The 25316-nt window shown below is 69.7% G+C and carries 21 protein-coding genes and 1 pseudogene; 6 read left to right on the plus strand and 16 right to left on the minus strand.

Features of this window, described 5'->3' with window-relative positions; translation table 11 throughout:
- Positions 1–98: 98 nt before the first annotated feature.
- On the plus strand, positions 99–884 hold the full coding sequence (locus AB0M47_RS04010) for an SDR family oxidoreductase (protein ID WP_363407989.1): 786 nt from the start codon (positions 99–101) through the stop codon (positions 882–884).
- A gap of 199 nt (positions 885–1083) precedes the next feature.
- The gene (locus AB0M47_RS04015) at positions 1084–1845 is read left to right on the plus strand and encodes a glucosamine-6-phosphate deaminase (RefSeq protein ID WP_363407992.1); all 762 of its coding nucleotides are present in this window, start codon (positions 1084–1086) and stop codon (positions 1843–1845) included.
- Between the two features lie 68 nt (positions 1846–1913).
- On the opposite strand, the gene AB0M47_RS04020 is transcribed toward AB0M47_RS04015, so the two are convergent.
- On the minus strand, positions 1914–2855 hold the full coding sequence (locus tag AB0M47_RS04020; protein WP_363407995.1) for an aldo/keto reductase: 942 nt from the start codon (positions 2853–2855) through the stop codon (positions 1914–1916).
- Entirely contained in the window at positions 2852–4732 is a 1881-nt protein-coding gene (locus tag AB0M47_RS04025) for a hypothetical protein (RefSeq protein ID WP_363407998.1), read from the minus strand. The genes AB0M47_RS04020 and AB0M47_RS04025 overlap by 4 nt, the downstream gene beginning before the upstream one ends.
- Positions 4733–4842: 110 nt before the next feature.
- Here AB0M47_RS04025 and AB0M47_RS04030 point away from each other — a divergent pair, with 110 nt between their 5' ends.
- Entirely contained in the window at positions 4843–5787 is a 945-nt protein-coding gene (locus AB0M47_RS04030) for an amidohydrolase family protein (RefSeq protein ID WP_363408001.1), read from the plus strand.
- A 122-nt stretch (positions 5788–5909) separates the two neighbouring features.
- On the plus strand, positions 5910–6659 hold the full coding sequence (locus tag AB0M47_RS04035; RefSeq protein WP_253755580.1) for a GntR family transcriptional regulator: 750 nt from the start codon (positions 5910–5912) through the stop codon (positions 6657–6659).
- A 56-nt stretch (positions 6660–6715) separates the two neighbouring features.
- Here AB0M47_RS04035 and AB0M47_RS04040 read toward each other — a convergent pair whose 3' ends face one another.
- The 6 genes from AB0M47_RS04040 to AB0M47_RS04065 form a co-directional block, all read right to left on the minus strand.
- A complete protein-coding gene (locus tag AB0M47_RS04040; protein WP_363408004.1) occupies positions 6716–8677 on the minus strand; it encodes a right-handed parallel beta-helix repeat-containing protein in 1962 nt (653 codons plus the stop codon).
- 53 nt (positions 8678–8730) lie between these two features.
- Entirely contained in the window at positions 8731–9582 is an 852-nt protein-coding gene (locus tag AB0M47_RS04045) for a carbohydrate ABC transporter permease (RefSeq protein WP_363408007.1), read from the minus strand.
- Positions 9583–9590: 8 nt separating this feature from the next.
- Complete coding sequence (locus AB0M47_RS04050; protein WP_363408010.1) at positions 9591–10541, minus strand: sugar ABC transporter permease; 951 nt, start codon at positions 10539–10541, stop codon at positions 9591–9593.
- Positions 10523–11770, minus strand: a complete 1248-nt coding sequence (locus AB0M47_RS04055; RefSeq protein WP_363408013.1) for an extracellular solute-binding protein — start codon at positions 11768–11770, stop codon at positions 10523–10525. The genes AB0M47_RS04050 and AB0M47_RS04055 overlap by 19 nt, the downstream gene beginning before the upstream one ends.
- A 67-nt stretch (positions 11771–11837) precedes the next feature.
- On the minus strand, positions 11838–13820 hold the full coding sequence (locus AB0M47_RS04060) for a heparinase II/III family protein (protein ID WP_363408016.1): 1983 nt from the start codon (positions 13818–13820) through the stop codon (positions 11838–11840).
- A complete protein-coding gene (locus AB0M47_RS04065; protein ID WP_363408019.1) occupies positions 13813–15066 on the minus strand; it encodes an alpha-L-fucosidase in 1254 nt (417 codons plus the stop codon). The genes AB0M47_RS04060 and AB0M47_RS04065 overlap by 8 nt, the downstream gene beginning before the upstream one ends.
- 118 nt (positions 15067–15184) lie before the next feature.
- On the opposite strand from AB0M47_RS04065, the gene AB0M47_RS04070 reads away from it, so the two are divergent.
- A complete protein-coding gene (locus AB0M47_RS04070; protein WP_363408022.1) occupies positions 15185–16003 on the plus strand; it encodes a hypothetical protein in 819 nt (272 codons plus the stop codon).
- A gap of 42 nt (positions 16004–16045) precedes the next feature.
- Here the strand turns inward: AB0M47_RS04070 and AB0M47_RS04075 are convergent, their stop codons facing one another.
- The 7 genes from AB0M47_RS04075 to AB0M47_RS04105 form a co-directional block, all read right to left on the minus strand.
- Entirely contained in the window at positions 16046–17584 is a 1539-nt protein-coding gene (locus AB0M47_RS04075; RefSeq protein ID WP_363408025.1) for a TROVE domain-containing protein, read from the minus strand.
- A 538-nt stretch (positions 17585–18122) separates the two neighbouring features.
- Positions 18123–19394, minus strand: coding sequence for a hypothetical protein (locus tag AB0M47_RS04080; protein ID WP_363408028.1), 1272 nt, complete (start codon positions 19392–19394; stop codon positions 18123–18125).
- 65 nt (positions 19395–19459) lie between these two features.
- Positions 19460–20146: a hypothetical protein gene (locus AB0M47_RS04085; RefSeq protein ID WP_363408031.1), complete on the minus strand. Its 687-nt coding sequence runs from the start codon at positions 20144–20146 to the stop codon at positions 19460–19462.
- Complete coding sequence (locus AB0M47_RS04090) at positions 20140–21789, minus strand: hypothetical protein (RefSeq protein ID WP_363408034.1); 1650 nt, start codon at positions 21787–21789, stop codon at positions 20140–20142. The genes AB0M47_RS04085 and AB0M47_RS04090 overlap by 7 nt, the downstream gene beginning before the upstream one ends.
- Entirely contained in the window at positions 21786–22664 is an 879-nt protein-coding gene (locus AB0M47_RS04095) for an ABC transporter ATP-binding protein (RefSeq protein WP_363408037.1), read from the minus strand. Before AB0M47_RS04095 ends, AB0M47_RS04090 begins: the two co-directional genes overlap by 4 nt.
- Positions 22665–22728: 64 nt before the next feature.
- A complete protein-coding gene (locus tag AB0M47_RS04100) occupies positions 22729–23592 on the minus strand; it encodes a hypothetical protein (protein ID WP_363408040.1) in 864 nt (287 codons plus the stop codon).
- On the minus strand, positions 23589–24152 hold the full coding sequence (locus AB0M47_RS04105; protein ID WP_363408043.1) for an RNA polymerase sigma factor: 564 nt from the start codon (positions 24150–24152) through the stop codon (positions 23589–23591). Before AB0M47_RS04105 ends, AB0M47_RS04100 begins: the two co-directional genes overlap by 4 nt.
- Positions 24153–24256: 104 nt before the next feature.
- On the opposite strand from AB0M47_RS04105, the gene AB0M47_RS04110 reads away from it, so the two are divergent.
- A complete protein-coding gene (locus tag AB0M47_RS04110) occupies positions 24257–25021 on the plus strand; it encodes a hypothetical protein (RefSeq protein WP_363408046.1) in 765 nt (254 codons plus the stop codon).
- A 43-nt stretch (positions 25022–25064) separates the two neighbouring features.
- On the opposite strand, the pseudogene AB0M47_RS04115 reads toward AB0M47_RS04110, so the two are convergent.
- A pseudogene (locus tag AB0M47_RS04115) lies at positions 25065–25316 on the minus strand (ATP-dependent Clp protease ATP-binding subunit ClpC); the annotation flags it as partial.

Raw genomic sequence — 25316 nt, forward strand, 5'->3', positions numbered from 1 at the left:
AAGCGATTGCACCATCTATCACCGCACGTGTCAACGTCGCGGGAGGAGAGATGGTTGACATTGCGGCAAGCGATTGCGATGTTGTGCCGATGAAACGGATGGGACGATTCGCCGGCGCTGACGTGCTCGTCACCGGCGCCGGCTCGGGTATCGGCCGGCAGATCGCACTGGACTTCGCCGCCGAGGGCGCGCGCGTACTGGTGACTGATGCCGACGGGGCGAGCGCTGCCCGGGTGGCAGCCGAGATCGCCGCCGAGGGCGGCGCAGCCGTGTCGGATCAGCTGAATGTCACCGACCAGGAGCAGGCCGGCGCGGTGCTGGCTGCGCACGGCTGTCCCCGGATCGTGGTGAACAACGCCGGGGTCGCCAGCGACACGCCGTTCCCCCGGCTGTCGCGCGCGGAATGGGATCGCGACATCGAGGTGGTGCTGACCGGCACCTTCCTGGTCTGCCAGACCTTCCTCCCGGCGATGGCGGCCAACGGCGGCGGCGCAGTGGTCAACGTCGGCTCCATCAACGCCAGCGGCTTCTTCGGCAACGACGGGTACAGCGCGGCCAAAGCGGGGCTGGAGAGCCTGACCCGCAGCCTCGCGGTGCGCTACGGCCGGGCCGGCGTACGCGTGAACCTGGTCGCGCCGGCCACCATCGCCACCCCGATCTGGCAAGAGCGGATCGATCGCGATCCGACGCTGCTCGAACGGCTCACCAAGTGGTACCCGCTGGGTCGGGTGGGCACCCCGGAGGACGTCGCGGCGGCGGTGATGTTCCTGGCCGGTCCGGAAGCCGGCTGGATCACCGGCACCGTGCTGCGGCTGGACGGCGGGCTGATGGCCGGTGACGCGGCGCTGGTCGACGAGATCCTCAGCCGCGACTACCTGATGTGAACGCAATTGCGGCAGCGGTTGCGACGAGTATGCAGGTGACTGCTGCTCGGCCGTCCGTCGCGACAGCATGAGCGCAACTGAAATTGCTGCAACCGCTTGCATTCATGGCGGGCCGTTGGTTAGCCTGGCCGGACCCACCCCTCGATCCCGTGGAGGAACGTTGTCCGCAATCCACCATGTCCGTGCCGGAAGCCTGCAGGTGAAGGTCTTCGAGACCGAGCAGGCGATGGCGGTCGCCGCGGCCCGGCACACCGCCGACGTGATGCGCCGTGCCGTGGCCGAGCGTGGTTCCGGCCGGATGATCGTCGCGACCGGCAACTCGCAGATCGCGTTCGTCACCGCCCTCGCGGAGGAACAGGTGCCCTGGGACCGGATCACGGTCTTCCACATGGACGAGTACCTCGGCATCGAGGCCGACCACCCGGCGTCGTTCCAGCGCTGGATCCGGGAACGCGTCGGTGAGCGGATGCGCCCGGCGGCGGTCGAGTACATCAACGGCAAGGCCGCCGACGCCGACGCCGAGTGCGACCGCTACGAGGCGCTGCTGCGGGCCGAGCCGATCGACCTGACCTGCATGGGCATCGGCGAGAACGGTCACCTGGCCTTCAACGAGCCCGGCGCCGCCGACTTCGACGACCCCCGCTGGGTGAACCAGATCAAACTGACGCCGGAGTCGATCAGCCAGCAGGTCGGCGAGGGTCACTTCGCCGACGCGCAGTCGGTGCCGCACACGGCGATCTCGCTGTCCATTCCGGCGCTGCTGGCGTCGCGTACGGTGCAGGTCGTGACACCGGACGCGCGTAAGGCGGCGGCGGTGCGCAACACCTTCGTGCAGGAGATCAGCCCGGCGTACCCGTCGACGATCCTGCGGACTCGGGCGAACGCCACGCTGCTGCTCGACCGCGCGGCTGCCAGCGCCTCCGACGAGCTCCTCGCCGAGCTGGCACTTCGGGTGTCGTAACCGCCCGCCCAAGACAGCGGTGCCGTCGCGGACGCGCGCGACGGCACCGCTTCTGCGTAGGGAAGCGCCTACTGCGACGCCGGTGCGGAACCGGTCAGCAGCTGCGGCGGGACGAAGCCGGCGTCGGCCAGCCGCCACCACAACCGCTCCGGGATCGGCCACCGGTACGCCTCGTCGTTGCGTACCACTTCGGCGGCCGAGCGGCAGCCGACGACGACTGACTGGACCGCCGGGTGCAGCAGCGGCAACTGAATGGCCGGAGCGGCCAGCGGGACCTCGAATTCGGCGCAGATCGCGGCGCATTGCTGCGCGCGGGCCAGGATCTCCGGTGGCACGGGCCGGTAGTGGAACATCGCGTCCGGCGTGGGGTCGGCCAGCAGCCCGGTGTTGAACACGCCGCCGACGACCACGGCGGTGCCGGTGCGCCGACACAGCGGCAGCAGTTCGCCGAGCGCGTCGTGATCCAGCAGTGAGAAGCGGCCTGCGATCAGGACTACGTCGACCTCGAACTCGGCCACGTACGCGGCCAGCGGCGCGCAGTGGTTCATGCCGAAGCCGATGGCCTTGACCAAGCCTTCGTCGCGCAGCCGCCGCACCGCCGGGTACGCCGTCCGCCGCACCTCGTCCGGGAAGTCGTCGGGGTCGTGCAGGTAGAGCACGTCGACGCTGGATCGGCCGAGCCGGTCGAGGCTGGACTCCAGTGATCGCCGGATGCCGCGTTCGGTCCAGTCGGGCACGACCTTGGTCGAATGCTCGCCGGGTTCGTCGGTCGGCTCCAGCAGCCAGCCGGTCTTGGTCGAGATCACCGGTTCGGTGATGCCGGCGGCGGGCAGGAGCCGGCCGAGGCGTTCCTCGGCCAGGCCGTGCCCGTACCGGGGAGCGGTGTCGAAGTAGGTGATCCGGGCGGCGGCCGCGGCCGCAATGGTCTCGGCAGCGCTCTGTTCGCCGACCGCGGTGAACAGGCCACCCAGCGGCGCGGTGCCGAGCCCGAGGCGGGGCAGCGTGATCATCGGTCCTCCCACGGCGTCTGCATCATCGGCGGCACGGCGCGCAGCGTCAGGGTGAGCGTCAGGCGTACCTGGGTCTGGGCGGGCAGCCGCACGGTCACGTAGCGTCCGTCGACCGGCTGCGGCGGCTCGTTGTCGACGCCGACCGTACGCAGCTCGTGCTCGGCGTACGTGCCGGCCTGCACGACGACCGATCGGGGGGTGCCGCCGACGTTCACCAGGTCGACAACGGTGTGATCCGGGCTGATGTCGCTGACGAGGGCGGCGACCTCGTCGGGCAGACCGGGCCGGCGCAGGTCGGCGTCGTGGTAGCGCACGTGCAGCTGGGCCAGCCCGCCGTTGTAGAGGATCTGCGGTGAGCCGGTCGTCAATTGCAGCAGCGCTTCGGTGACGATCGGGTTGTGGTCCTGCCAGTGGTGGATGTCCAGCGCGCTCGGGCCGGTCGCCGGATCCACCGGGTCGGCCTCGATCGCGGTGACCTTCGCGTCGCAGGTCTCCAGCGCGCTGCGCAGCATGCGTTCGGGGAATCCGGGGTTGCGGCCGGCGAGGAATTCCCACCAGGGCTCCTCGTGCCCGGCCTCGTCCTTGAGCCGCTGGGTGTGCACCGTCGTCCAGTCCCAATTGGACAGTTCGCGCAGCCGCTCGACGCGGTCGTGGTCGGCGGAGTCCCGGCTGAAGTGCCACAGCGACACGGTCAGCTGGTTCGGCAGGACGGTGAAGTCGAACCAGCCGCTGTCGTCGTGGCGCTGCGGGACCATGAACGTGGTGTCCGTGGGCATGGCCGCCAGGTGCGGCCGCCACCGGCGGCCGAGCGTGCCCATCTGGTCGGCGGTGCGCTGCTCGCCGTGACGCATGACGGTGTCGAGCGGGTTCCGGGCGATCTCCAGGTAGCCGTCGTCGCCGGTGACCATCGCGGCGTTGAGCGCGCCGACGAGGGCCGCCATGCCGACCGAGTGCACGCCGTGCGGCCAGGCCCAGCCGTAGTGCCCGCCGTACCAGCGGCCGTCGAGGTACTCGCCGACGACTCCGGTCAGCCCGGCGTTGTCGGGGATCACTTCGTTGCCGGTAAGCCGGTCGCGCCAGGCTCCGGCGTACTCGGCGACCCAGTCGGCGTAGCGGCGGTCCCCGCTGAGCAGGTACGCGTTGGTGACCAGGCTGGTGGAGGCGAGGTTGACGAGGGTGTCGCCGCGGCCCATGCGGTCCCACATCGCCCGCCCGTACGCCCGCGCCCGGTCCGGTGATTCGGCGAGCTCGTCGAACGGGGCCGCCTCGTCGATCCAGTCCAGCGGCAGGCCATAGGGCCGCAGGGCGAGACTCCACGGGAAGTACGCCTCTTCGTCGCTGAAGCCCCAGCGTGGTCCCTCGGAGCCGTTGTGCGGGGCGCGGATGACCCGGTGCTCGGGGTCGTAGTTCGGGCCGCCGGGCAGGTAGAAGTCGGCGAACCGGGTGGCGAGCGTACGCAGGTCGGCGTCATCGGGCCGGGCCAGGCACAGCCCGTAGAACAGCAGAATGCCCTCGCCCTGGTGGAACCAGTCGTAGCCGCGTTCCAGCCGGTCGTGGAGCATGCTCATCTCGGCCAGCTGATCGGTGACGGCCTGCCAGTGCCGGTGGGCGGCGGCGAGGATGTCGGCGCTGCCGCCGAGCAGGTACAGCGTGGGCCAGTTGAAGAACGGCTCGTAGAAGTCGTCGACGCCGTCCCGGCCGTCCAGGCCGACGCCGAGGGTGTCGCGGAAGATCAGCCGGCCGGCGCCGTCGGTGTAGCGGCCGGCGAAGGTACGCCACGCCTTGTCCTGCACGGCGAACAGCTCCCGCTCCAGGATCGCCCAGGTGGGCGGGGCGGACGCCGTGCGGGTCGCGGTGACGGTGGGGACCGGGGGCATGGACGAACACCGGCTCTCTAAATCGCTCATCGATTACCGATGTATAGAATCATGGAGCCGGTGGCGCCCTGTCAACACGCGTACGCCCTGGCGAGAGGGGAGGAGCCGGAGTGATCGACTGCCACGTTCACCTGTGGGACCCGGCCGACGGGCACCCATGGATCCGGCCGGAGTCGCCGCATTACCGCGCGTTCACCGCCGACGACCTGGCGGCATCGGGCGCGGATCCCGTCGACCCGGCTGACGAGGCGGCCGATGACCCGGCTGACGGCCCGGTTGACGGCTCCGCCGCGGCGATCGACGGCGCGATCCTCGTCGAGGCGTCGCGCGGCGACGTCGGCGAGACCGACGCGCTGCGCCGGCTGTGGCTGGACCATCCGCAGATCATCCTCGGTTACGTCGCCAACCTGCACCTGCACGCTGATGACGGGGTCGGCCGATTCCGCGATCTGCTCCGGGAACTCGCCGAGACGCGGCCGCACGGGATGCGGCTGGGCGGCCCGCAATGGGAGCAGACTCCCGAGGCGGCCCGCGCCCTGATCCCGGTGCTCGCCGACGAGGACGTGGTGCTGGAGCTGAATCTGGGGCGCGACGCGGTCCGGGTCGCCGCCGACGTCGCCGCCCGGCATCCGCAGCTCACGGTCGTCGTCGACCATCTGGGCAACCCGGCCAACCTGCTGACGGAGGACGCGTCCGGCTGGCGGGCCGACGTCGCGTACGCCGCCCGCCACCCCAACGTCGTGATGAAGATCTCGGGGCTGCTGACGCAGCAGCGCGGCGTACCCGTGGAGCAAGTCGCGGACCTGGCCCGGCACGCGGTTGCCGAGTTCGGGCCGCAGCGGTGCCTGATCGGGTCCGACTGGCCGATCTGCCTGCCCGCCGGTACGCGGACGCAGTCGTTGCGGCTGGCCGAGCGGGGCTTGGCGGGGTTGTCGGCGGCCGACCGCGGCAGCGTGCTGCGCGGCACGGCCGAGCGGGTCTACCAGGTCGCGTCCCGTGCACGTGGGTTGACAACGATCGAGCCGCTCTGCTTCGATTCGACTGATGATCGATAGGCGATGAGAAGGACCACGTCGGCCCCGACGTTGTACGCAGCCCTGCCCGGATCTATCGATACCGGTTAAGCGATGGGGCGTTATCATCGGCAGTGGATCCGGTATCTCATGATGGGGAACTCATGGCTCCGAAGCAACCAGCGAGCGACGCGCCAGGCGGATTCGCCTCCACCCTGGACACCAAGAAGGACCGGCTCCGGCACACCCTGATCTCAGACCGGGTGTACGAGCTGCTCCGCCAGGCGATCGTGGAGGGCGAACTCGCCCCGAACGAGCGGGTGGTGGAGTCCGAGATCGCCCGGCGGCTCGGGGTCAGCCAGGCCCCGGTGCGCGAGGCGGTCAAGCAGCTCGCCCGGGAGGGTCTGCTCACGCACATCCCCCGACGCGGCAACTTCGTCGTCGAGATCTCCAGCCAGGACGCCGAATACGCCCGCCAGGTGCGCGAGCCGATGGAGCGGCTGGCCGCCCAGCTGGCGACCGGCCTGATCACCGAGGAGCACCTGCGGGAGCTCGGCGAGCTGGTCGATCAGATGCACCGCGCGGTGGCGATCAACGACATCAGCCGCTTCCGGGACGCCGACATCGCCTTCCACACCCTGGTCAGCCAGGTCTCCGGCAACCACTTCCTGGTGCGGATGTGGGAGCTGCTCGAACCGAGCCTGCGGGCCCTGCACGCCATCGCCGACCCGCTGTTCGAAGGCGACTGGCACGCGATGGCCGACGAGCACGGCCGGCTGGTGACGCTGCTGCGCGACGGGGACGCCGACAAGGCGGCCGAGGCGTTCGCCGCGCACGCCGCCGGTCGCGCCCCGGTGCCGGATCTGCGCTCGGGCAAGAAGCCCGCGAAGGCCAAGACCGCCGAGCACGTCTGACGAACACGCGAACGTGCCCCGGGCCACTGCGGCCCGGGGCACGTGTCTTTCCAGGGTCAGCGACTCGCGCCCGCGGTCCAGGCGGTCGCACCATATTGGTACGCACCACAGCTGGGCACGGCGTCGGTGGAGCCGTCGGTGATGCCCGGCAGCGCGATCGCGCAGTTGCGGGCGGGGGAGGCGTCGGTGAGCCGGTAATCGTGGTTCGCGGCGTCCACGAACAGCGGATCCACCTCGTCCGGCAGGTTGTTGGACAGCACCATGCCGCCGTCGGTGGCGCCGGTCAGCCCGCGGAAGGTCCCGAGGTTGTTGAAGACCTTCGTCCCGGTGGACTGGTTCGCTCCCTTGACGTAGAAGAACGTCCCGCCGCCGACGTTGTTGTAGACGCCGTTGTTGCAGGAGCAGCTGCCCAGGCCGTTGAGCATGACGGTGCCCTCGGCGTTGCCCCAGCCGACGTTGTCGGCGATGACGATGTTGCTCTGCCCGTTGTCGGCGTACACCCCGGTCACGCCGAACGAGGTGACGCCCTTGCGCGGCGCGGGATCGTGCAGCACGTTGTGGTCGATCGAGGTCTGCAGCATGTCCGAGCCGCAGCAGGTGTACACCGCCGCGACGTCCAGGCTCAGCTTCGCGTACTGGGAGATGTCGTTGTACGCGATGCTGTCCGGTCCGGGCGTACCGCCGATGGCGTTGTCCCATTGGAGGTTCACGCCGCTGCGGCCGACCCGGTAGATGGTGTTGTGCCGGACCGTCTGGCTGTTGCCCTGCACCGCTACGCCGGCCGCGTACGTGCCGAGGTAGTCCACGTCGTGGATGACGTTGTTGATCGCGCTGTTGCGCTGCCCGCGCAAGGCGATCCCGTTCCCGGCGCTGTACGCCAGATCGCTGTTGACGACCTGGTTGTCGGTGCCGTTGAGGACGATGCCGGTGTCGGCGACGCCGCGGGTCACGGTCGAGCCGCAATCGGTGGCGCCACGGGTGATGTCGGTGTAGTGCGACAGGTACTTGGCGGTGATCCCGTCGATCACGACGTTGGTGCTGCTCACGCCGGTCTCGATGCTGGCGGCGAACAGGTCGACCCCGGCGACCTTGATATAGCTGGTATTGCGCAGGTCGAAGGCCAGCTTGCGGGTCTTGGCCGCCACGGCGTGCTGGTCGAGGTCGTCCTCGCTGTAGAGGTACAGCCGCTTGCCGGTGGCGTCGTAGAACCAGGTGCCGGGGTTCGCCAGCTCGCCGATCTTGCCGGTCAGGGCGTACCGGGTGTCGTTGGGGACGATCTTGTGGATGCAGGGCGGCGCGATGTCGAGGGTCACCGAGCCGACGTCGGAGGAGGCCACCGAGCCGGTCGCGGTGATGTACCAGTAGTTGGTCTGCACCCGGGCGCCGGTCCAGTACCCAGCCGGGCGGGTGAGCGCCGGGTCGACGATCGTGGCGAGGGTGCTGCCTGTCTTGGCGTACTGGAAGGCGGGGTCGAGCAGCTCCAGGCCCGGGTGGGGCCATTGCGCCTCGACGTCCATCTTCTTGTCGGTGAAGATCTGCACGGTGGTGACGTCGGCGCCCAGGTCCACCGCCGTGCTGTAGACGTGGCCCGCGGCGACCGCTGCGCTGAACGGCGAATCCTGGGCGTACGGGTCGGTCTGCGCGATCTGGTCGACGTCGGCGCTGGTGACCGGCGTCCAGCCCGACACGGCGGTGGTGCCGCTGATGGTCACGGTCGCCCCTGGCGCGGGACGGTAGGTGATCGGCTGCCCGGCGGTGCCGGAGTGGGCCGGCACGACCGTCTCCTCGTAGGTGCCGGACATGATCAGGCAGGTGTCGCCGGGCACCATGACGTCGGCGCACTGCTGGATGGTCAGGAACGGGGCGGCCGCTGACCGGCCGGCGAACATCGGCCTGCCCCATTTCCCGACGTAGTAGGTGGTGCCCTTATGGCCGTGCGCGGCGGCCGGCACGGCGGGGAGGACGATTCCCACCGTGGCCAGCACCGCTACGACCGATTTCCACGAGCCAACTTTCATTGCCTATCTCCCGTCCCGGGTGGATGGATGGTCGACGTGCGATGAACCTCGGATCAGCCCTTCACCGCTCCGACGGTGAGTCCGCTGATGATGTGGCGCTGCATGTAGATGAAGAAGATGACCACCGGCGCGATCGCCAGCAGCAGGTTCGGGAAGACCTTCGTCAGGTCGGTCGAGTACTGGCTGATGCCGGCGTAGATCGCGGTGGTCACCGTGTACCTGCCCGAACCGGGGCTCAGCAGGATCTGCGGGCTGACGAAGTCGTTCCAGATCCCGATCGAGTTGAGGATCAGGACCGTGACGACGGCCGGCCGCATGAGTGGGAAGATGATCGTCCAGAAGGTACGCAGCCGGCCCGCGCCGTCGATCATCGCGGCCTGGTCGATCGAGCCCGGGATGGTCCGGATGAAGCCGACGAACAGGAAGATGCTCACCGGCAGCGTGGAGGCCACGTCGTGGGCGATCAGGCCCGCCACGGTGTTTGCCAGCCCCACCGACCGCAGCACGTAGATCACCGGGATGATCAGGGCCGCGCCGGGGATGAAGGTGCCGGCCAGGAAGTACAGCATCACCAGTTGCGTGCGCTTCTTGAGGCTGCGGGCGATGGCGTACGCCGCCGGCCCGGCCATCAGGATGCACAGGATGTCGACGACGATGACCAGGAACAGGGTGAACCCGTAGCCCTTGATCACGTTGTACTGGGGGCTGCGTATCGCGTCCATCAGGTGCTTGACGGTGAGGTCGGCCAGCGGGAAGGAGAACGGGCTGTTGAGGATGTCTTCCTGCGACTTGAAGGTGTTGACCACCAGCAGGTAGACCGGCACCGTCATGACCACCAGCAGGAACAGCAGCATCAACGGGCGTACGGGGGAGCGCCGGGTTCGTCCGGTCGGGGCAACCGCCATCTCGTCTCCTAACTCGCCACGTCCGTGTCCTGCCGGTTCCGCAATGCGGTCACCACCAGGGCGAGGACGGCCGACACGACCATGAGGAAGACGGCTTGGGCGGTGGCGTACCCGACCTTGGTCCCCTCGAACGAACGGGCAAGGATGACGTACGCGTAGGTCTGGGTCGCCCCGGCGGGGCCGCCGCCGGTCAAGCTCACGACCAGGTCGTACGCGCGGATCAGGCCGATGAGGTTGAGGACGGTGGCCACCGTGACGACGGGCGCGATCATCGGGACGACCACCCGGCGGTTGGTCTGCCAGCGGCTCGCGCCGTCGATGGCGGCGGCCTCGATCAGTTCGGCCGGAACCGTCTGCAGGGCCGCGACGAACAGCACGACGTTGAACCCGAAGCCGGCCCAGACGATCACGCCGATGAGCGTGATGAGCGCGAGCTTCTCGTCGAACAGGAACCCGATCGGGTCGATGCCGAACTTCGCCGCCGTGTTGTTGATCGCCCCGTTGGTGCCCAGGATCGCCGACCACAGGTAGCCCAGGATGAGGGCGCTGATGACGTGCGGATAGTAGGCCAGCGCCCGGAAGAACGAGTTCGTCCGGGACGAGTCCTTCAGCGCCAGCGCGTACGCCAGCCCGCCGCCGATCATGAGGACGGTGCCGCAGGCGGCGACGATAGTGGTCACGTACCAGGCGCTCTGTGTGTTCGGGTCGTCGAACAGGTGCCGGTAGTTGTCCCAGCCGACGAAGGCGGCCTCGGAGAAGCCGTTCCAGTCCGTCAGGCTCAGGTAGATCGCCACCCCGACGGGCACGATGGTCAGCACGGTGTAGAGCAGGACGGACGGGGCGAGCAGGCCGGTGGTGACGGCTCCGGCCCGGAAGCGGGCCCACCGGCGGCTGTGGGACCGGCCCAGGCGCGACCGGGTGGATCGCGCCTGGGACCGGGTTACTTCTGCGAGTTCCACCACTTGTCCAAACCGGCGGCCACCTGCTGCGCGGAGGCGTTGCTGAACAGCGACTGGACCTGCGTGTTGAGCTCACCGGAGTAGCCGCTGATCGGCTGGCGCTCGCCCGCCTTGACCAGCACCGACGGCGAGCCGTCGAGGATCTGCTGCACCGCGGTGCCCAGGCTGGACATCTTGTAGGTGAAGCCCTTGCGCAGGTTGCCGTCCGCCGCCAGCTGGCTCTCGATCGCGGTCGGGTCGGTGGTCAGCCACTTGACGAACTCGATCGCCTCGGCCTTGTGCTTGGAGGCGTTGGCCACCACATACGGGTTGGCGATGTTGCCGACCTGGCCCGACGGGTACGCGCCGTCGGTCGGCATGGTGAACACGCCGATGTCGTCGCTCTTCTTGGCCGCGTCCGCCGCGGGGACGAAGAACGAGCCCATGACGTACATGGCCGACTTGCCGTTAAGGAAGTTGGTCTGGCCGTCGGCGTAGGTCAGGCCGAGCGCGCTCTTCTCGAGGTAGCCCTGGCTGATCCAGTTCTTGTAACGGCCGAGGTACTTCTCGTAGTCGCTGCCGGCGAAGCTGACCGAGCCGGCCTTGCGCTTGGCGTACCAGTCGGCGTCGGCCGTCAGCACGCCCGAGTCGGCGACCAGGGTGAACTGGCCACCGGGAACCCACTGGCCGGCGGTCTGCAGCGGCGCGTATCCGGCCGCCTTGAGCTTGCCCATCGCGTCGGAGAACTGGTCCAGCGTCTTGATGTCGGTCGCGGTGAGGCCCGCCTTGGCGAAGGCAGCCTTGCTGTAGAACACCAGCGACTGGATCTGGACGCCGACGCCGACGAGATAGCGCTTTCCGTCGATCGCGTACTGGTCCACCAGCGGCGTGTCCTTGACCCAGTCCTGGTCGGACAGGTCGGCGAACAGGCTCGCGTTCTCCTTGGTGGGGGTGATCTGCTGAGCGATGTCCGGCGGGTCACCGGCCGCCATGTCCTGGGTCAGCTTCGCCGCGGCCGAGATGGTCCCGGTGAGTTCCAGCTTGACCGTGACCCCGGGGTGGGTCTTCTCGTAACCGTCGAACAGGGTGTTCCAGTACTGCTCGGTGAGGTTCGGAGTGATGTTGACGATGACGCGCAGCGTCGTCTGCCCGGACGCGTCGTCGGAATCGGAGGAGCAGCCTGTCGCGGCCGCCATGACCACTGTGGCCGCGACCGCCGCCGTACACGCTCGGCGCCAGAGTCGTCTCATGTCTCCACTCCATTACGTAGTCGTAAATAATCGATAGTCGAGATGTAATCACGCGTTCCCGGGAAGGTCAATACCTCCGGGACCCGCTGCCCTCGCGTGACCAGCGCACCGCGATCCGGCCTCGAACCCCAGGCTGGAGGCTGGTCAGCGTCAGTCGGCTCACCCGCTCGCCCCAGCTGTGGCGCAGCAGGGGATCGTCGAGGTCCTGGTGGTCGAGCGACGCGACGGCGAGGGTGGCGTCCCAGGTCATCCGCAGCCGCCGGCCGGGGTCGGGGCCGGGTTCCACCGTCGCCCAACCGTTGCCGACCTCGACCCGGCCGGCCAGCACATGCCGCACCCGGACCGGGTCTGCGGTTCCGCCCCAGGCGTCGTCAACCTCGATGTACGCCGGGTCCGTGCCGTCGGAGCGCACGAGCCGAACCTCGCGCCGCCAGCTGTCGAGCAGTCCCGGCGGGTAGACGGCGCCCAGCTCGGCCCGAAGCTCCACCACCTCGCCGCCGGATGATTCTCCGAGGTCGACGACGACTGCTCGCGCGCCGTGCTCTTCGCCGAGGCACTGGCCGCCGCCGACGTCGGGCACGTTGTGCCAGGCGCTTTGGAACGGCCAGGCGTCATAGCGCCGGGGGCCGAAGGTGGCCGCGGTGTACGTGGGGCGGCCGACGTCGACCACCACCGGCTTCCCGTCCAGCGCGACCCAATAGGCGCCCACGTCGAGGTGGTTGTGGTGCTCGCCGTTGTGGCCGCCTTTGACCGCGACGGTCAGCCCGTCCGGGTGGCCTGCCGACTCCCGTGCCACCAGCACCTGCGTACGCGCGAACCAGGTCTCGCGCACCAGCCACGGTGCTTCGCTCGTGGAGTCGGCGAGTGCATGGTGCCAGTCCGGATCGGCCAGGGCCGTCAGTGCTCGCCCGAGCCCGGTGATCGGATGCGTCACCTGTCCCGACGCGCGCCCACCACCGGCGGCGTACGCGGCCGTCGGCGACGACCCCAACCGGATGCCCCACTGATAGGGCACGTGCCATGGTTGCTCGCGGGAAAGGCGGGCCGAGGCGTCGCCGACGTTGACGTACCAGTCGTCGCCGAGGTGCATGCGTTCCGGGTAGCGCAGCAACGCGGCCAGGATCGGCAGGTCGCGGGCGTCGAGCCGGTCGCCTCCGGCCTCGGCGAGCAGGTCGAGCGCCTCCATCAGCCGGCACGGCCCCTGCCACCAGTACGCGATGCCTTCGTCGATGCTGCCGTCGTCGGGCAGAGCAGTCAGGTAGTGGTCCAGCCCGCTGACGATCAGGCGTACCAGATGGGCTCGGCGCGGCTGGTCGTCGCACAGGAACAGCGCGGCGGCCAGGACCGACCCGTGGATCCACGGGTTCCAGTTGTTAGCCGTGCCGCCGACGCCTATCCACGGCCAGTCCCGGACCTGCTCGAACGGGCTGAGCACCCGGCGATCGACCTCCCGGCGCAGCCGTCGGCGCAGGCCCGGCGCGCGCTGATCCAGATGTGGCCCGAGTGCGTGGTCGGCCCACGCGAACAGCGACGCCATCTCGGCCGCACCGAGGTCGAGGTAGGGATCGTCCGGGTCGGGGACGATCTCGCCCCGGGCTGCCGTGTGGCGATCGTGCGCTGCCCAGCACCAGGTGCTGGCCTCGGCCAACGCCATGAGCCCGTCGACGACGCCGTCGAGATGCGGGCAGGCGTCCGGTGGGGCAGTGGCCGGGGCGGTCTCGCCGGTGAGCACGGCCGCCAGCACCAGCCGGCTGACCCGTTCGCGCAGCCGCCGCACCGTGCCCTCGTACGCACTCCGGTCGCCGTCGCGAAACGCCCGCGCCCACGCGCCGGCCGACAGCACCGGAGCCGGTTCGGCCAGTGCGGCGGTGGCCGCCGTCAGTACCTCTTGCCGCACCCGGGGATCGATCGCGTCCCAGGCGGACCGGTCGGTGACGTCGGGAACGGCGATGCCCCGGCCGGGTTCGGCCACCGCGTACGCCAGCTCGTCGGGGTCGTCGGCGTCCAGCACCCCGGCCAGCCGGCGTCGCAGTGGCCCCGGATCATTCATCGTCGCGGAGTATCAGCTCGACGACGGGCAGCAGGACGTCCGGCCGGGTGATCGGCAGCGTCAGCGTCAGAGTCCCCGCGTCCTGGCCGGGCGGGGCGAGGTTGTTGTGCTCGTGCCGAGTGCCGTCCAGCTGCTGGAACCGCACCTCGGACCCGTCGTGCAGCAGCTGGGCGTACCGCACGCGACCGGCCAGCCCGGCCAGATGGACGTGCTTGAGCGGCCACGACAACAGGTGCAGGTACAGCCGGTTGCCGACCTGGGTGTACAGGGCGTTCGACGGTGCTTCGAAGCGGCTCGGCCTGGCGTCGCGTACGGCGCGCTCGTGCAGCGACATCCAGCCGGCGAAGGCGTCCAGCGTCTGCCGGGCCCGGGGATCGACTGCGCCGCGGCCGGTCGGGCCCACGTTGAGCAGCAGGTTCCCCCCGTACGCGACGGACTGCACGAGCATCCGCACCAGCATCGCGGGGTCCTTGTAGTCGTGGTTGTCCCGGTCGTAGCCCCACGATCCGTTGAGCGTGTGGCACGCCTCCCAGGGGACCTCGACTCCGTCGCGGGTCAGCGGCCGGTCGGGCTGGTACTGCTCCGGCGTCACGTAGTCGCCGGGGATGCCGAGCCGATCGTTGACCAGGATGTCCGGCTGCAGTTCGCGTACCAGTGCCAGCAGCTCTTCGGCGCCCCACTCGGCCGGACCCTTCTCGGCGTAGCTGAAGTCGAAGAAGAGCAGGTCGATCTGGCCGTACGCGGTCAGCAGCTCGCGGACCTGGCCTTGCAGGAACTCGCGGTAGCGCGCCATGTCGCGCGGCTGGGCCCGCGCGACATCGTCGCCGCGGTCGGGATGGTGGCTGTCGATGGTGAAGTCGGGATGGTGCCAGTCGAGCAGCGAGTAGTAGAGGCCGACGCGTAGGCCCTCGGCCCGCATCGCCTCGACGAACTCGCGGACGAGGTCCCGCCCGGTGGCCTGGACCGAGGTGTAGTCGGTGAGCCGCGAGTCGAACAGGCAGAAGCCGTCGTGGTGCTTGGTGGTGAGGACCGCGTAGCGCATCCCGGCGGCGCGGGCGGCCCGGGCCAGCTCACGGGCGTCGAACAGGTCCGGCTCGAAGTGATCGAGATAGCGGTCGTACGCCGCCTGCGGCATCGCCTCACGGCTGCGGACCCACTCGTGGCGGGCCGCCATGCTGTAGAGGCCGAAGTGCACGAACAGTCCGAAGCGTGCCGCCGTGAACCAGTCCTGGGATGCCCCTAGCACCGGATTCTCCTCTCCGACGTTTGACAGTCCCCGTACCCTAGCTGTTACATCTACTATCGATAGACGATACATGGTCGCAACATCGCGCTCCCGCGGGGCGCAGAGGGGGCAGCACGCAATGAACGCGAACGGGCATCAAACGGCCGGAACGACCGGGACCTACGAGTCGATGGCGGGGCCGCTGGCGTCCTCGTCCTTCGTCCGGCCGACCGACCGCATGGTGGCGGCCCTCAACGACGTCAGCTCGGCGACCGCCTGCGCCAAACTCCACCAGCTCGGCATCACCCGGACCTTCATCGACGGCCCCGTGCCGCTGCACCGCACACCCGACGTCCACGTGGTCGGCGGCGCGGTCACCCTGCAGTTCCTGCCCCAGCGCGAGGACGTCTTCTCCGGCGCCGCGCAGGAGGACGCCGAGCGCAAGACCGCCCTCTGGCGCGTACTGGAGACCATCCAGCCCGGTGACGTGCTCGTGGTCTCCGCGCAGGCCAGCCACTTCACCGGCTGCCTCGGCGACATGCTCGTGCGCTACTTCAAGCTCCGTGGCGGCGCGGGCATCGTCGTCGACGGCCGCGTACGCGACGCGCCCCGCATCCGGGCGTTGGGCGTACCGGTGTGGTGCACCGGCACGACACCGCACTACGCGTCGCAGACCGAGCTGTTCCCGTACGCCTTCAACGTCCCGGTCGGCGTCGGCGGAACCCTGGTGACCCCCGGCGACCTCATCGTCGCCGACGAGGACGGCGCGGTCGCGGTGCCGCAGGACCGGGCGATCGCGCTGGCCGAGGACGCCCTGTCGCACCAGGACCGGGAGGCGTTCGCGCGCGACCGGCTCGACGCGGGCGGCCGGCTGTCGGACTACTACCCGCTCACCGGGCCTGGTCTCGCCGAGTACCTGGCGAGCCAGCTGGCGTCCGACAACGGTCAGCCCCGATAAGCGACAACGGGCGGAAGGGGTTTGCCCCTTCCGCCCTCTTTGCTAGAACGGCCACTGCTGGTGGGATCCGCTCTCGATGAGCGGAATCATCGCGAACGCGGCGTCGGAAAGCCCGCCGAAGGTGTGCCGGTGCGGCGCCGACGGCGTATGCCCGACCCGGTATCCGGCCAGGTTCCAGGTGTACACCGGCACGTCCGCGGGCACCGCGGCCACGACATCCGGCGCGTTGTGGGCGTACGCCTGCTCATCGGTCAGGATCACCACCCGGTCGTGCCGGTCGTAATGCGTACGCACCGCCTGCTCGGTCTCCGTGCCGAAGCCGTAGAAGTACCCGCCCTCCTTGAAGCGGCGTACCGCCGCCAGCACCGACTCGCCCTCGCGCGTCGGGAATACCCTGGAGCCGTTGGAGAACGACACCACCGTCGCATCCTCGGCCCGCGCGGCCAGCGCGAGTCCGAACACGGTGGCCGCGTCCCAGCAGCGCAGCGTGCCGTCCTTGATGAACGCGCTGTCCATCGACCCTGACGTGTCGATCAGAATCAAGCTCCGCGCGTCCAGGGCCGGCACGTTCGCCAGCGCATGCTGCAAAGCCTTCTCCAACGGGTACGCCCACCGCAGGCTCGGCGCCGCGTTGAACGCCGACAGGAACCGCATCGGCAGTACGCGCGACCGGGCGACCTCCACCGGGTCGGCCAGCTTGGCCGCCACCGTCTCGGCCACCGCGTCGCTGACGTCGACCTGGTCGAAGTTGCGCAGGTTACGCAGCAACGCCAGGTAGCCCATGCTCGGGATGACGGCCTTCCACGCCGCCGCGTCCATGGTGGTCTGCCGCCACCCGGCCAGCGCCTCCCACGTCATCCCCGCCGCGTCCAGCTTCGCCGCGTCAGTGACTGTGCGCCGCTGCTCGACCGGCAACGCCATCAACTCGGCCCGCGCCGCCAGCATCGTCAGCGACTCCGGCACCGGGTTGTCCCGCTGATGACGCCGGTCCAGCGCATGCCGGAACAGGTCGCCCTGCCGCGCGTCCTTCGCCGTCGGATGGGTCAGGTCGATGACGTCGCCGAACCGCACCGCAGCCTTCTCGGAGTCGTACTTCAGCAGGCTGCGCTCGTGATAGAGCCGCACCGCCGCATCGGCGACCCCGCGCTTGACCGGCTTGGGCAGGCTGCGCCCATAACGGCCCAACCAGTACGCCAACGCCTCACACGGCTCGTCCGCCCGCTGGAGCGCCGAGTCGACGACCGCCCGCGAACCCGGAATCCCCGCGGCGACCTGCGCGCGTGCACCCTCCAGAGCGGCGACCACGGACGCCGAGCGCACCATCGCCCCCGTACGCAACCATGCCACGAACCGGGCGAACCACTCCGGATCGGCGACCGCGACCGCCGCGACCAGCGCCCGGAAGCGCTCGTCCCGCTCGGTACGCCCCTCGTAGAAGGTGTGCTCGCCGACCATGTTCGACACACCCAGCAGGAACAACTCCGTACGCGGCTCGCGGGTGAACCCCGGAGCGCCCTGGGCTGTGACGACCTGACCGGGCCGGTGCCGGCTGGTACGCAGCTTGAGGTTGAACTTGGCCATCACGTCCCCCATGACAATCACGCGGGGGAGATGCGACGAGACCGCATACCCGAGATCGAGGTCGGCGACGGTAAAGTCCGCTGCTCTTTCCGTTGAGCTATCAGCCCGAAGGCTTCGGGGGACTCGAACCCCCAACCCGCGGAGCCGGAAGTAGCCGTCACCTGCGCACCGAGTATGCGGTGTCGTCGCGCCTCCCGAGATCAAGGTCGGCGACGGATGGGCTCTTCACCGGGGCACGAGGCCCCTCCAAGATGAAACCGTCACCTGCGCACCGGGAGGTGCACGAAGTACCGTATGCAGCGCCGCCAAGATCGGCAAAGCAATTCCGGCAGGAGCGCGATTCTGCTCGCCCCGTTGCTGCTCAGCATCTACGCTCGTGCATATCGCTAGCCGGCCCTGCGGAGGTGCACCATGTCGAAGAGGACCAACAAGCGCCGCAATCGGCGCAAGCGGAAGGCCAACCACGGCCGTCGTCCCAACTCCTGACGGCCCGCTGCGGTGGGGCGGATTTCGCACCGCCCCACCGCAGTCCTGATCGCTAGGCGACCGTCTCGATCTTCACGCCCCACAGCGCGGTGACCCGGGTGATGTCGGTGAACCACACCTGGGCGTAGCAGTTGCTGACACCGAACCGGACGTTGCCGCACGAGATCGCGGTGTCACCGCCGTAGATGACGCCGCGCGCGTTGACCCGGCCGTCGGAACGGTTCTGGTACACGGGTCCGCCGCTGTCGCCGCCGACGTTCGAGGCCACGGTCGAGCTGGAGTTACCGGCCCGCCAGCCGTGGCAGGTGCCGCCGTTGGCGCACGTCCACGTGAGGATCGTGGCGTTGTTGACGATCAGGCCGCAGTGCTCGCCGGAGTTCGCGCCCGAGGTGCACACGGACTGGTTCTGCACCGCGCTTCCGGCCGACGCCACCTTCAGGTGGTAGCGAGAGTTCGAACTGGTGGCGTTCCACGGCCCGCCGTGGACGTAGCCGCCGGTCCCGCCGATCGGGTCGATGAGCATGGTGTCATCGGTGTTCTGGATGTCGACGTCCGCGCCGCCGTTGGTCAGAGGGCTGTGCGCGCCGTTCTTCCACGCGAGGTTGCCGTCGTCGTCGCAGTGCCGCGCGCCCAGCAGCCGCCCGTAGCCGTCCGGCATCAGCACCGCGAAAGCGTTGGAGCAGAAGAGATACGGGTCGAGGTCGTTGGGCGGGACGAAGCCAGGCGCCTCCATCATGCCGCCGCCGTACCAGGGGTCGGAGTCGTTCTGCCGCCCGGTCATGCCCGGGGCGACGCCCGCCTCCTCGGTGACCGGCAGGCCGGTCAACCGCTGCGCGTCGTTCGCGCGCATGGGCGCCCGCAGCGAGTTCGAGGCCGCCGGGTCGACCCCGATGACCAGCCCGGAACCGTCGTCGGCGCCGTACACGTAGGAGATCGGAGCCACGGTGCCGGCCTGGGAAGCCGCCAGAAGCTGCTCGCTCTTCTGGACCAGCTCCTCCTCGCTGAACTTGGCCGGCACGATGCGTACCGTCAGGCCCGCGACCTTCTGGCCGTCGAACGCCGCCACCGCACCGGGCACCGGCTCCTTCCACAGTACGCGCAGCTCACGCTTGTTCTGAGCCGCCGACATCCCGGTGTAGCCGGGTACGCCCTGCTCCGACAGTCCACGTACGACGGCCGCTGCCTCGTCGACGCTGTCACCCCACGCCAGGTCTGCCTTGGTGTTGCTTGCGATCGCGGGTTCTGCGACCACGATGGCCGGGCTGATCCCCAGTGCTGCCGCGCACAACGACGCAGCGACAGCTGATCGCCACGACTTGGACATTCTGCCTCCCCAGTAGAAGTCCGCAATTCGGAACTGTGGAGGCTAGCAGGGATCAACCGCAAGATCTACCTACATTGGATGCATCTGTCCATAATAGTCGATCGGCGATCGTGGCCGAGGAGCAGCGCGACGACGAGCGTCAGTGCCCCGATGACTCCCCAGACACCGTGTACGCGTTCCCAACTCGGGTCGCCCGGTGCGATGAACAGCCTCACCTGATCTCGGAGCAGCACGGCGGCGAGGACTAGGAGCAGCAGGCCGGGGGCGGCCACCAGGCCGCCGTGCTCCCCGTCGGTTCGCCGGAGGCCGATGCAGGCCAGCGCCAATGCCAGGGCAGCGAGCACTGCAGCTTCGACGGCCAGCCCGCCCCACGGAAAGAGTGGGCGCTCGTCCGGATTGAGGACGAGGCGGCTGAGCGCGGCGGCGGCGGTCCAGGCCGCGCCGCCGAGGAACGCCGCCGGGAGAACCTTGACGGTACGTCGGATCAGGGCTGGCAACGGCACCACGACGGTGGTTCGGGCGGCGGGGTCGTCGAGGGCGAAGCCCACGCCCAGGGCTACGGCGACGGCGGCCAGCCGGGTCAGCAGTGCTGCTCCGGGGAGACCGATCTCCACGTTCGCCAGCAGGGTGATGGTGACGATGACGAGCCCGATCGCCGATCCGGCCAGGACGGGCGCGAGCGAGGTGAGGGTGACCGATCGGAGGAGGAACGCTGTCAGGAGGCGTACGGAGTCACGAAGAGGGGTCAGCATCCGGCGATCTCCGCGGAGGCGTCGGGGCTGGCCGGCAGGTGGATGCCCAGCAGATCGGCAGCCTGCTCCGCCGACGTGTCGGCTGCGCTCAACCGGTCCCAGCCGGCGATGATGCGCTCTGCGATGTCGGCGGGTGGATTGTCGACGAGTGCGAAGGCGAGGTCCTGGCCCTGCGGCTCGAACGCCAATCCGGCGCCCGAACCCAAGAGCGGCAACGTCAGCGCGCCGAACGAGCGGCGGCGGAGGGATGCCAACGCGTCCGCCGTTCCGGGGGTCGCCTGTGCGGCCAGCCACACCACGAGCATGGCCCGCGCGCCGCAGACCATGGTCAGCCGGGGCTGGTCGGGCACAGCGCCGACCACTGCGCGGTAGGCGAACGATGCGGCGAAGGCGAGTACCGCGTCGCTGCCGCGGTCGCCGCCCGCTGCGCCTTCACTCCAGTCGGTGTCCACGGTCACGGCGTTCGGCGTACCGGCGGCGATGTCGTCGGCGGCCCAGTCGGCCAGGGGCGGCTGGGCGTCCGGGTCCTCGGAGGAGGTGACGACCGCGCCGGAGGGGAAGACGCGCTGTCGCACGGCGTACGAGTCGGTGGCGATGGTGGGTGGCGTGTTGCGCAAGACGCCGGCGGTGACCTGTGCCCACTCGCCGACGCGGCTGGTGAAGTCGGGGAATGCGCAGTAGGTGATATGGGCGCGGGTGGTGCAGGTCTGGTAGGCCGCCGGATGGCGGGTGTAGGCTGCCTCGCGATCCTTCATCGTCGCGGACCCGGTGCTGATCTGGAGGACGCCGGTCGCGAGGATGCCGACGAGCGCCACCACCGCGACGGCGCGCGGCGCCATAGCACCGCGGGGCGACGGGCTGCGCAGTCTCGACACCAGCAGGGCGGCAGCGCCAAGCAGTGCGGCCCAGCAGGTCAGCCAGAGCAGGTGGGTGCCGGCGGGCCGGTCGATGAGCGGTGTCGGCAGAGGTGAGGCGTTCTCGTTCTGGTTCGCGATCAGGCTCAGCCAGCGCCACGCGGCGGTGTCGTTGACGGCCGCCGTGAGGGTGACCGCGGCCAGCCCGACGATCAGGAGCGGGGCCGCCGCCGCGGACCTCGTGATGGTCGAGGCCAGCACGCCGGCGCAGCCCGCGAGGAGCACACAGGCCGGTCCGGCCAAGGCTTCCAGCGGCCGCACGTCCCCGGCCGCGCCCGGCTGGGCCGCCAGGTAGGCGATGCGCAAGGCAGACAGCACCAGGGCCACCAGCACCGCAGGCACAAGCGACAGCAGGTGGGCGCCGGTCCGTGCCACCCGGTCGACGACGAGCACCTGGTACGCCTCCTCCGTGCCGTGCCGCTGGGACCGCAGAGCGGCCTGGTTCGCGGCGAGCAGTACGCCCGCGGCCAGCAGCAGGAGGAGGAACTGGCTGGACCAGGAGGTGTCGTGCAAGACGGGGAATCGGTGCGCCGGGTCGCCGACGGCCAGGTCGTAGAGCCATGGGGCGAGGTAGAGGGCGACGGCGACGAGGAGGGCCGGATGGCGTAGCAGGCGTACTGCCTCGACGCGAGCCAACGCCGGGACAGCAGACTGGCGATGCTGAGGAGCGGCCGTCGGCCCGGAAGCGTTGTCGCGACGCGTCTCGACGGTGTTCGACGGCGCGCTCATCGGACGGTGCCCAGGCTCGCGGCGGACTTGCCTTCGAGAAGCAACAGGTAGCCGTCTTCCAACGTGGGAGTAGCCAGGGCCGCGCCCGGTGGCGGATCGCCGATGTTGCGGAACACGCCGTCGCCCGTACGCCAGCCCGCAAGCGCGGAGCCGTCACGTTCGTTGCTGGTCCAAACGCGGTCGGTGGCGACGGCGACCAGTCCGGCGGGCGGCCCGTCGAACGAGGTGACACCGGAGTCGAGCACGATCACGCGCCGGCACAGCGCGGCGACGTCGTCGGTCTGGTGGGTCGACAGCAGGACGGTTCGGCTTTCGCCCAGTTCGGCGATGAGTTCCCGGAAGCGCAGCCGCTGCTCCGGGTCGAGGCCGACCGTGGGCTCGTCGAGGATGAGCAGCTCGGGCTCGCCGAGAATCGCGGCGGCGAGGGCGACCCGCTGCCGCATACCGCCGGACAGCGCCTTCATGCGTTTGTTCTGCTGATCGGCCAACCCGACGACGGCAAGGACCCGCTGGACTTCCCGTCGGCGCGCGGTGCGGTCGACGATCTCCTTGAGGATCGCCACGTAGTCGACGAAATCCCGGGCGGTGAACTGTGGATGGAAGCCCGGGTTCTGCGGCAGGTAGCCCAGCCGCCGCCGGATCGCGAGCCGGCCGGTGGCCTGCCGGGGATCGTGGCCGAGCACGGACAACTCGCCGCTGTCCGGTGCGAGCGCGGTGGCCAGCGTACGCAGCAAGGTGGTCTTGCCTGCCCCGTTGGGGCCGAGCAGACCGGTCACCCCGCTGCGGAGCCGGAACGAGACCTGATCGAGGGCGCGCCGGCCACGGAAGCTCACGGACACCTGGCGGACGTCCGCCGTGAAGGGTTCGTCGGGCATGGAGATTCTCCTGAACGAAGGATGAGTGATGCTGTTGTTCGAACGCGTCGTGACGCAGGCGGTCTCAGGCGGGACGGGAGAGCAGTCGTTCGAAGGCGTCGCGACGCCAAACGAGGTAGCCCGCGGCGGCCCCGGCGGCGGCGAGCCCAGCGACCTGGCCGACGACGGTGAGCACCAACGAATCGCCGCCGCTGCTGGCGGCGAGCACCACGGCCAGCCAGCCCGCACCCGTCGTCCACGCCGCGGTCATCGGATTCAGATGCGCCGACAGCGACAGCAGGATGAGCGTCACCGCGAGCGAAGGCGCCAACCAGCCGAACAACGCGATGCCCTGAGCGGGGAAGGCGAACGTCACCAGGCTGGTGAGCGCCGTGCTGGCGACGAGCACGGTGACGGTGCGGAACAGGATCAGCCGCAGGCTGTGCAGGGGCAGTACCAGGCCGAGTTCGTACATCGGGTCGACCGAAGGTCCGTAGGACAGCGCGACCCCGGCCAGCGGGATCAACGGCGCGGCGGCGAGCAGCAGCACCGGCCCCGAATCGCCGGCCGACAATCGTGCCGCGAAAACCATGAGCAGCAAGGTGAAGGCCGAGGAGAGCAGCCACGAGCGCCGGAGCAACGGCGTCGCCAACGCCAGGCGCGCCATGTGTTCCGGCACGCCGATCAGCAGGAGCGTCCGTTCGGCGAGGCTGCGTGGGGGTGCGTCGAGGGCGTCCAGCACCCGGCTCAGCCCGGCCTCGACCGATTGCTGCGGCATATGCTGGCCGAGGGCGGTACGGCATACGGCGCATCGGTCGAGGTGCTGATCGATCACTCGGAGGGACTCGGCGGTCGAGGTGCCGGCGGCGTACGCGGCCAGCAGGGTGGCGCTGGGGTGAGCGGCCGCATCACTCGGCGTGACGGCGCTGGGGTGCGGGTCGTGGGTCATGCCAGCTCCTCGGTTAGCCGCCGCCGCGCCCGCAGCGCCCGGGTCTTGACCGTGCCTTCGGGGATGTTGAGCCGCGCCGAGGCTTCCCGGGTGGTCAAGCCGTCCAGCACGGTCGCCGTCAGCACGTCGCGCAACTCCGGTGGCAGCTTCTCCAACGCCGTACCCAGGTCGCCGTGTGCGAGGCCGGTCAGCACCTCGTCCTCGGCGGAGTCACGCCGCTCATCGTCGCCGCGCAGTCCGAGGAGCAGGTGCGTCAGGCGTCGGCGTGCGCTGTTGCCGCGTACGGCATCGGCGAGGCGGCGTGAGCAGATCCGCCACAGCCACCCGCTGACATCCGCGCCTTCCTGCGGCCGGAACCCGCCCGCGGTACGCCACACGCTGAGGAAGGTCTCCTGAACGACGTCGTCCACCAGCGCGGCATCCGAGCAGCGGTAACGAAGCTTCACTGTCAGCCATGGCGCGTAGTGGCGGTAGAGCAGCTCGAAGGCGTCCCGGTCGCCGCCGGCGACGGCGATCAACAGCGCGGCGTCGCGCCGAGCCGGATCCGTTTCTTCTGCCACACCAACCACATCGCAGCGAGATCGCCTATCGGTTCACGATCGACCGGAAAAGTTCGATCATCCTGCCCGATGCGATTCCGAGCCGATGCGGCAGGATGTCGGCCGTGGCAGACGACCCGATGGGCGATGCGATCGCCGAGCGGCTGCGCCGGTGCACCCTCCCGATCAAAGCCGGTCGCGAATTCGGAACGGCGTTCCTCTACAACGAGCTGGTGGAATCGACGCCCGACGCCGACCGCGTACGCGAATGGGTCGTCGCTGCGGATCGGTTCACCCGCGGACCGACCCTGGAAGTGCGGCTGCGTCCGGAGATGATCGAGTCGGAACGGTCGTCGGACTATCTGCTCGTGATGCACATGGAGGACGGCTGGGCGCGGCGAGCCGGCGTCGGCGTGCTGACCAGTTCGGTCCTGCACGAACACGCCGAGCGCAAGGGGTGGCGTTGGCGTACGCAAGAGGTGACCGAGGGAATGGCGGCGACCCGGGAGCGGGTGAAGACCGTGCTCGGCGACGGCGCGCGGCGCGCCTGGGCCCTCGGACATTTCGACTATGAGGTGATCGAGGTTCCGGGCGAGCCACGCCCGCAAGGCTTGGTGAGCGCGTCGGTGGCTCGCGACCCGGACGGCGTCGTGCGCTGCCGCGGCGAATTGCCCAACGGGTTCGCCGGAGCCCCGGTCTTCGTGGCCGACCAGGTCGCACGTCTGGAGTTCGCGTTGGTCTGCTTGGGAGTCGTCGGCGGGAACGAGCGGAATCCGACCGTCGTCACCTTCGACACCGTCCGCGAGCTGATCGCGCGGGCGACCGCTGGTGGGAGCCGGGCCCGGGGCTGGCGCAGGTTCCTCGGCCGGAACGAGCCAGGCCCCCGCTAGACCGATGGGGTCCGGCAATATTCAGCCGGACCCCACTGCTGCGTCAGCTTGCTGAGATCAGCCCTTCTGGCAGCCGGGCATCGCGGAAGACGAGCTTGGAGTTCTCATCGGTGGGGTCGCCTTCGCAGTCGACGACGACCTTCTGCCCGGACTTGAGCTCGTTGAACAGGATCCGCTCCGACAGCGAGTCCTCGATCTCGCGCTGAATGGTCCGGCGCAGCGGACGGGCACCCATCACCGGGTCCCAGCCCTTCTTGGCCAGCCACCGCTTCGCGTTCCCGGTCAACTCCAGCGT

The organism is Hamadaea sp. NPDC051192, from assembly GCF_040682475.1.
Taxonomy (GTDB): Bacteria; Actinomycetota; Actinomycetes; order Mycobacteriales; family Micromonosporaceae; genus Hamadaea; species Hamadaea flava.

What these genes read in the sequence shown, in the direction of transcription:
- AB0M47_RS04010 (WP_363407989.1), top strand. Translation starts at nt 99, where the DNA reads ATGGGACGATTCGCCGGCGCTGACGTGCTCGTCACCGGCGCCGGCTCG.
- AB0M47_RS04020 (WP_363407995.1), bottom strand. Translation starts at nt 2,855, where the DNA reads ATGATCACGCTGCCCCGCCTCGGGCTCGGCACCGCGCCGCTGGGTGGC.
- AB0M47_RS04025 (WP_363407998.1), bottom strand. Translation starts at nt 4,732, where the DNA reads ATGCCCCCGGTCCCCACCGTCACCGCGACCCGCACGGCGTCCGCCCCG.
- AB0M47_RS04035 (WP_253755580.1), top strand. Translation starts at nt 5,910, where the DNA reads ATGGCTCCGAAGCAACCAGCGAGCGACGCGCCAGGCGGATTCGCCTCC.
- AB0M47_RS04040 (WP_363408004.1), bottom strand. Translation starts at nt 8,677, where the DNA reads ATGAAAGTTGGCTCGTGGAAATCGGTCGTAGCGGTGCTGGCCACGGTG.
- AB0M47_RS04045 (WP_363408007.1), bottom strand. Translation starts at nt 9,582, where the DNA reads ATGGCGGTTGCCCCGACCGGACGAACCCGGCGCTCCCCCGTACGCCCG.
- AB0M47_RS04055 (WP_363408013.1), bottom strand. Translation starts at nt 11,770, where the DNA reads ATGAGACGACTCTGGCGCCGAGCGTGTACGGCGGCGGTCGCGGCCACA.
- AB0M47_RS04060 (WP_363408016.1), bottom strand. Translation starts at nt 13,820, where the DNA reads ATGAATGATCCGGGGCCACTGCGACGCCGGCTGGCCGGGGTGCTGGAC.
- AB0M47_RS04070 (WP_363408022.1), top strand. Translation starts at nt 15,185, where the DNA reads ATGAACGCGAACGGGCATCAAACGGCCGGAACGACCGGGACCTACGAG.
- AB0M47_RS04075 (WP_363408025.1), bottom strand. Translation starts at nt 17,584, where the DNA reads ATGGCCAAGTTCAACCTCAAGCTGCGTACCAGCCGGCACCGGCCCGGT.
- AB0M47_RS04080 (WP_363408028.1), bottom strand. Translation starts at nt 19,394, where the DNA reads ATGTCCAAGTCGTGGCGATCAGCTGTCGCTGCGTCGTTGTGCGCGGCA.
- AB0M47_RS04085 (WP_363408031.1), bottom strand. Translation starts at nt 20,146, where the DNA reads ATGCTGACCCCTCTTCGTGACTCCGTACGCCTCCTGACAGCGTTCCTC.
- AB0M47_RS04090 (WP_363408034.1), bottom strand. Translation starts at nt 21,789, where the DNA reads ATGAGCGCGCCGTCGAACACCGTCGAGACGCGTCGCGACAACGCTTCC.
- AB0M47_RS04095 (WP_363408037.1), bottom strand. Translation starts at nt 22,664, where the DNA reads ATGCCCGACGAACCCTTCACGGCGGACGTCCGCCAGGTGTCCGTGAGC.
- AB0M47_RS04100 (WP_363408040.1), bottom strand. Translation starts at nt 23,592, where the DNA reads ATGACCCACGACCCGCACCCCAGCGCCGTCACGCCGAGTGATGCGGCC.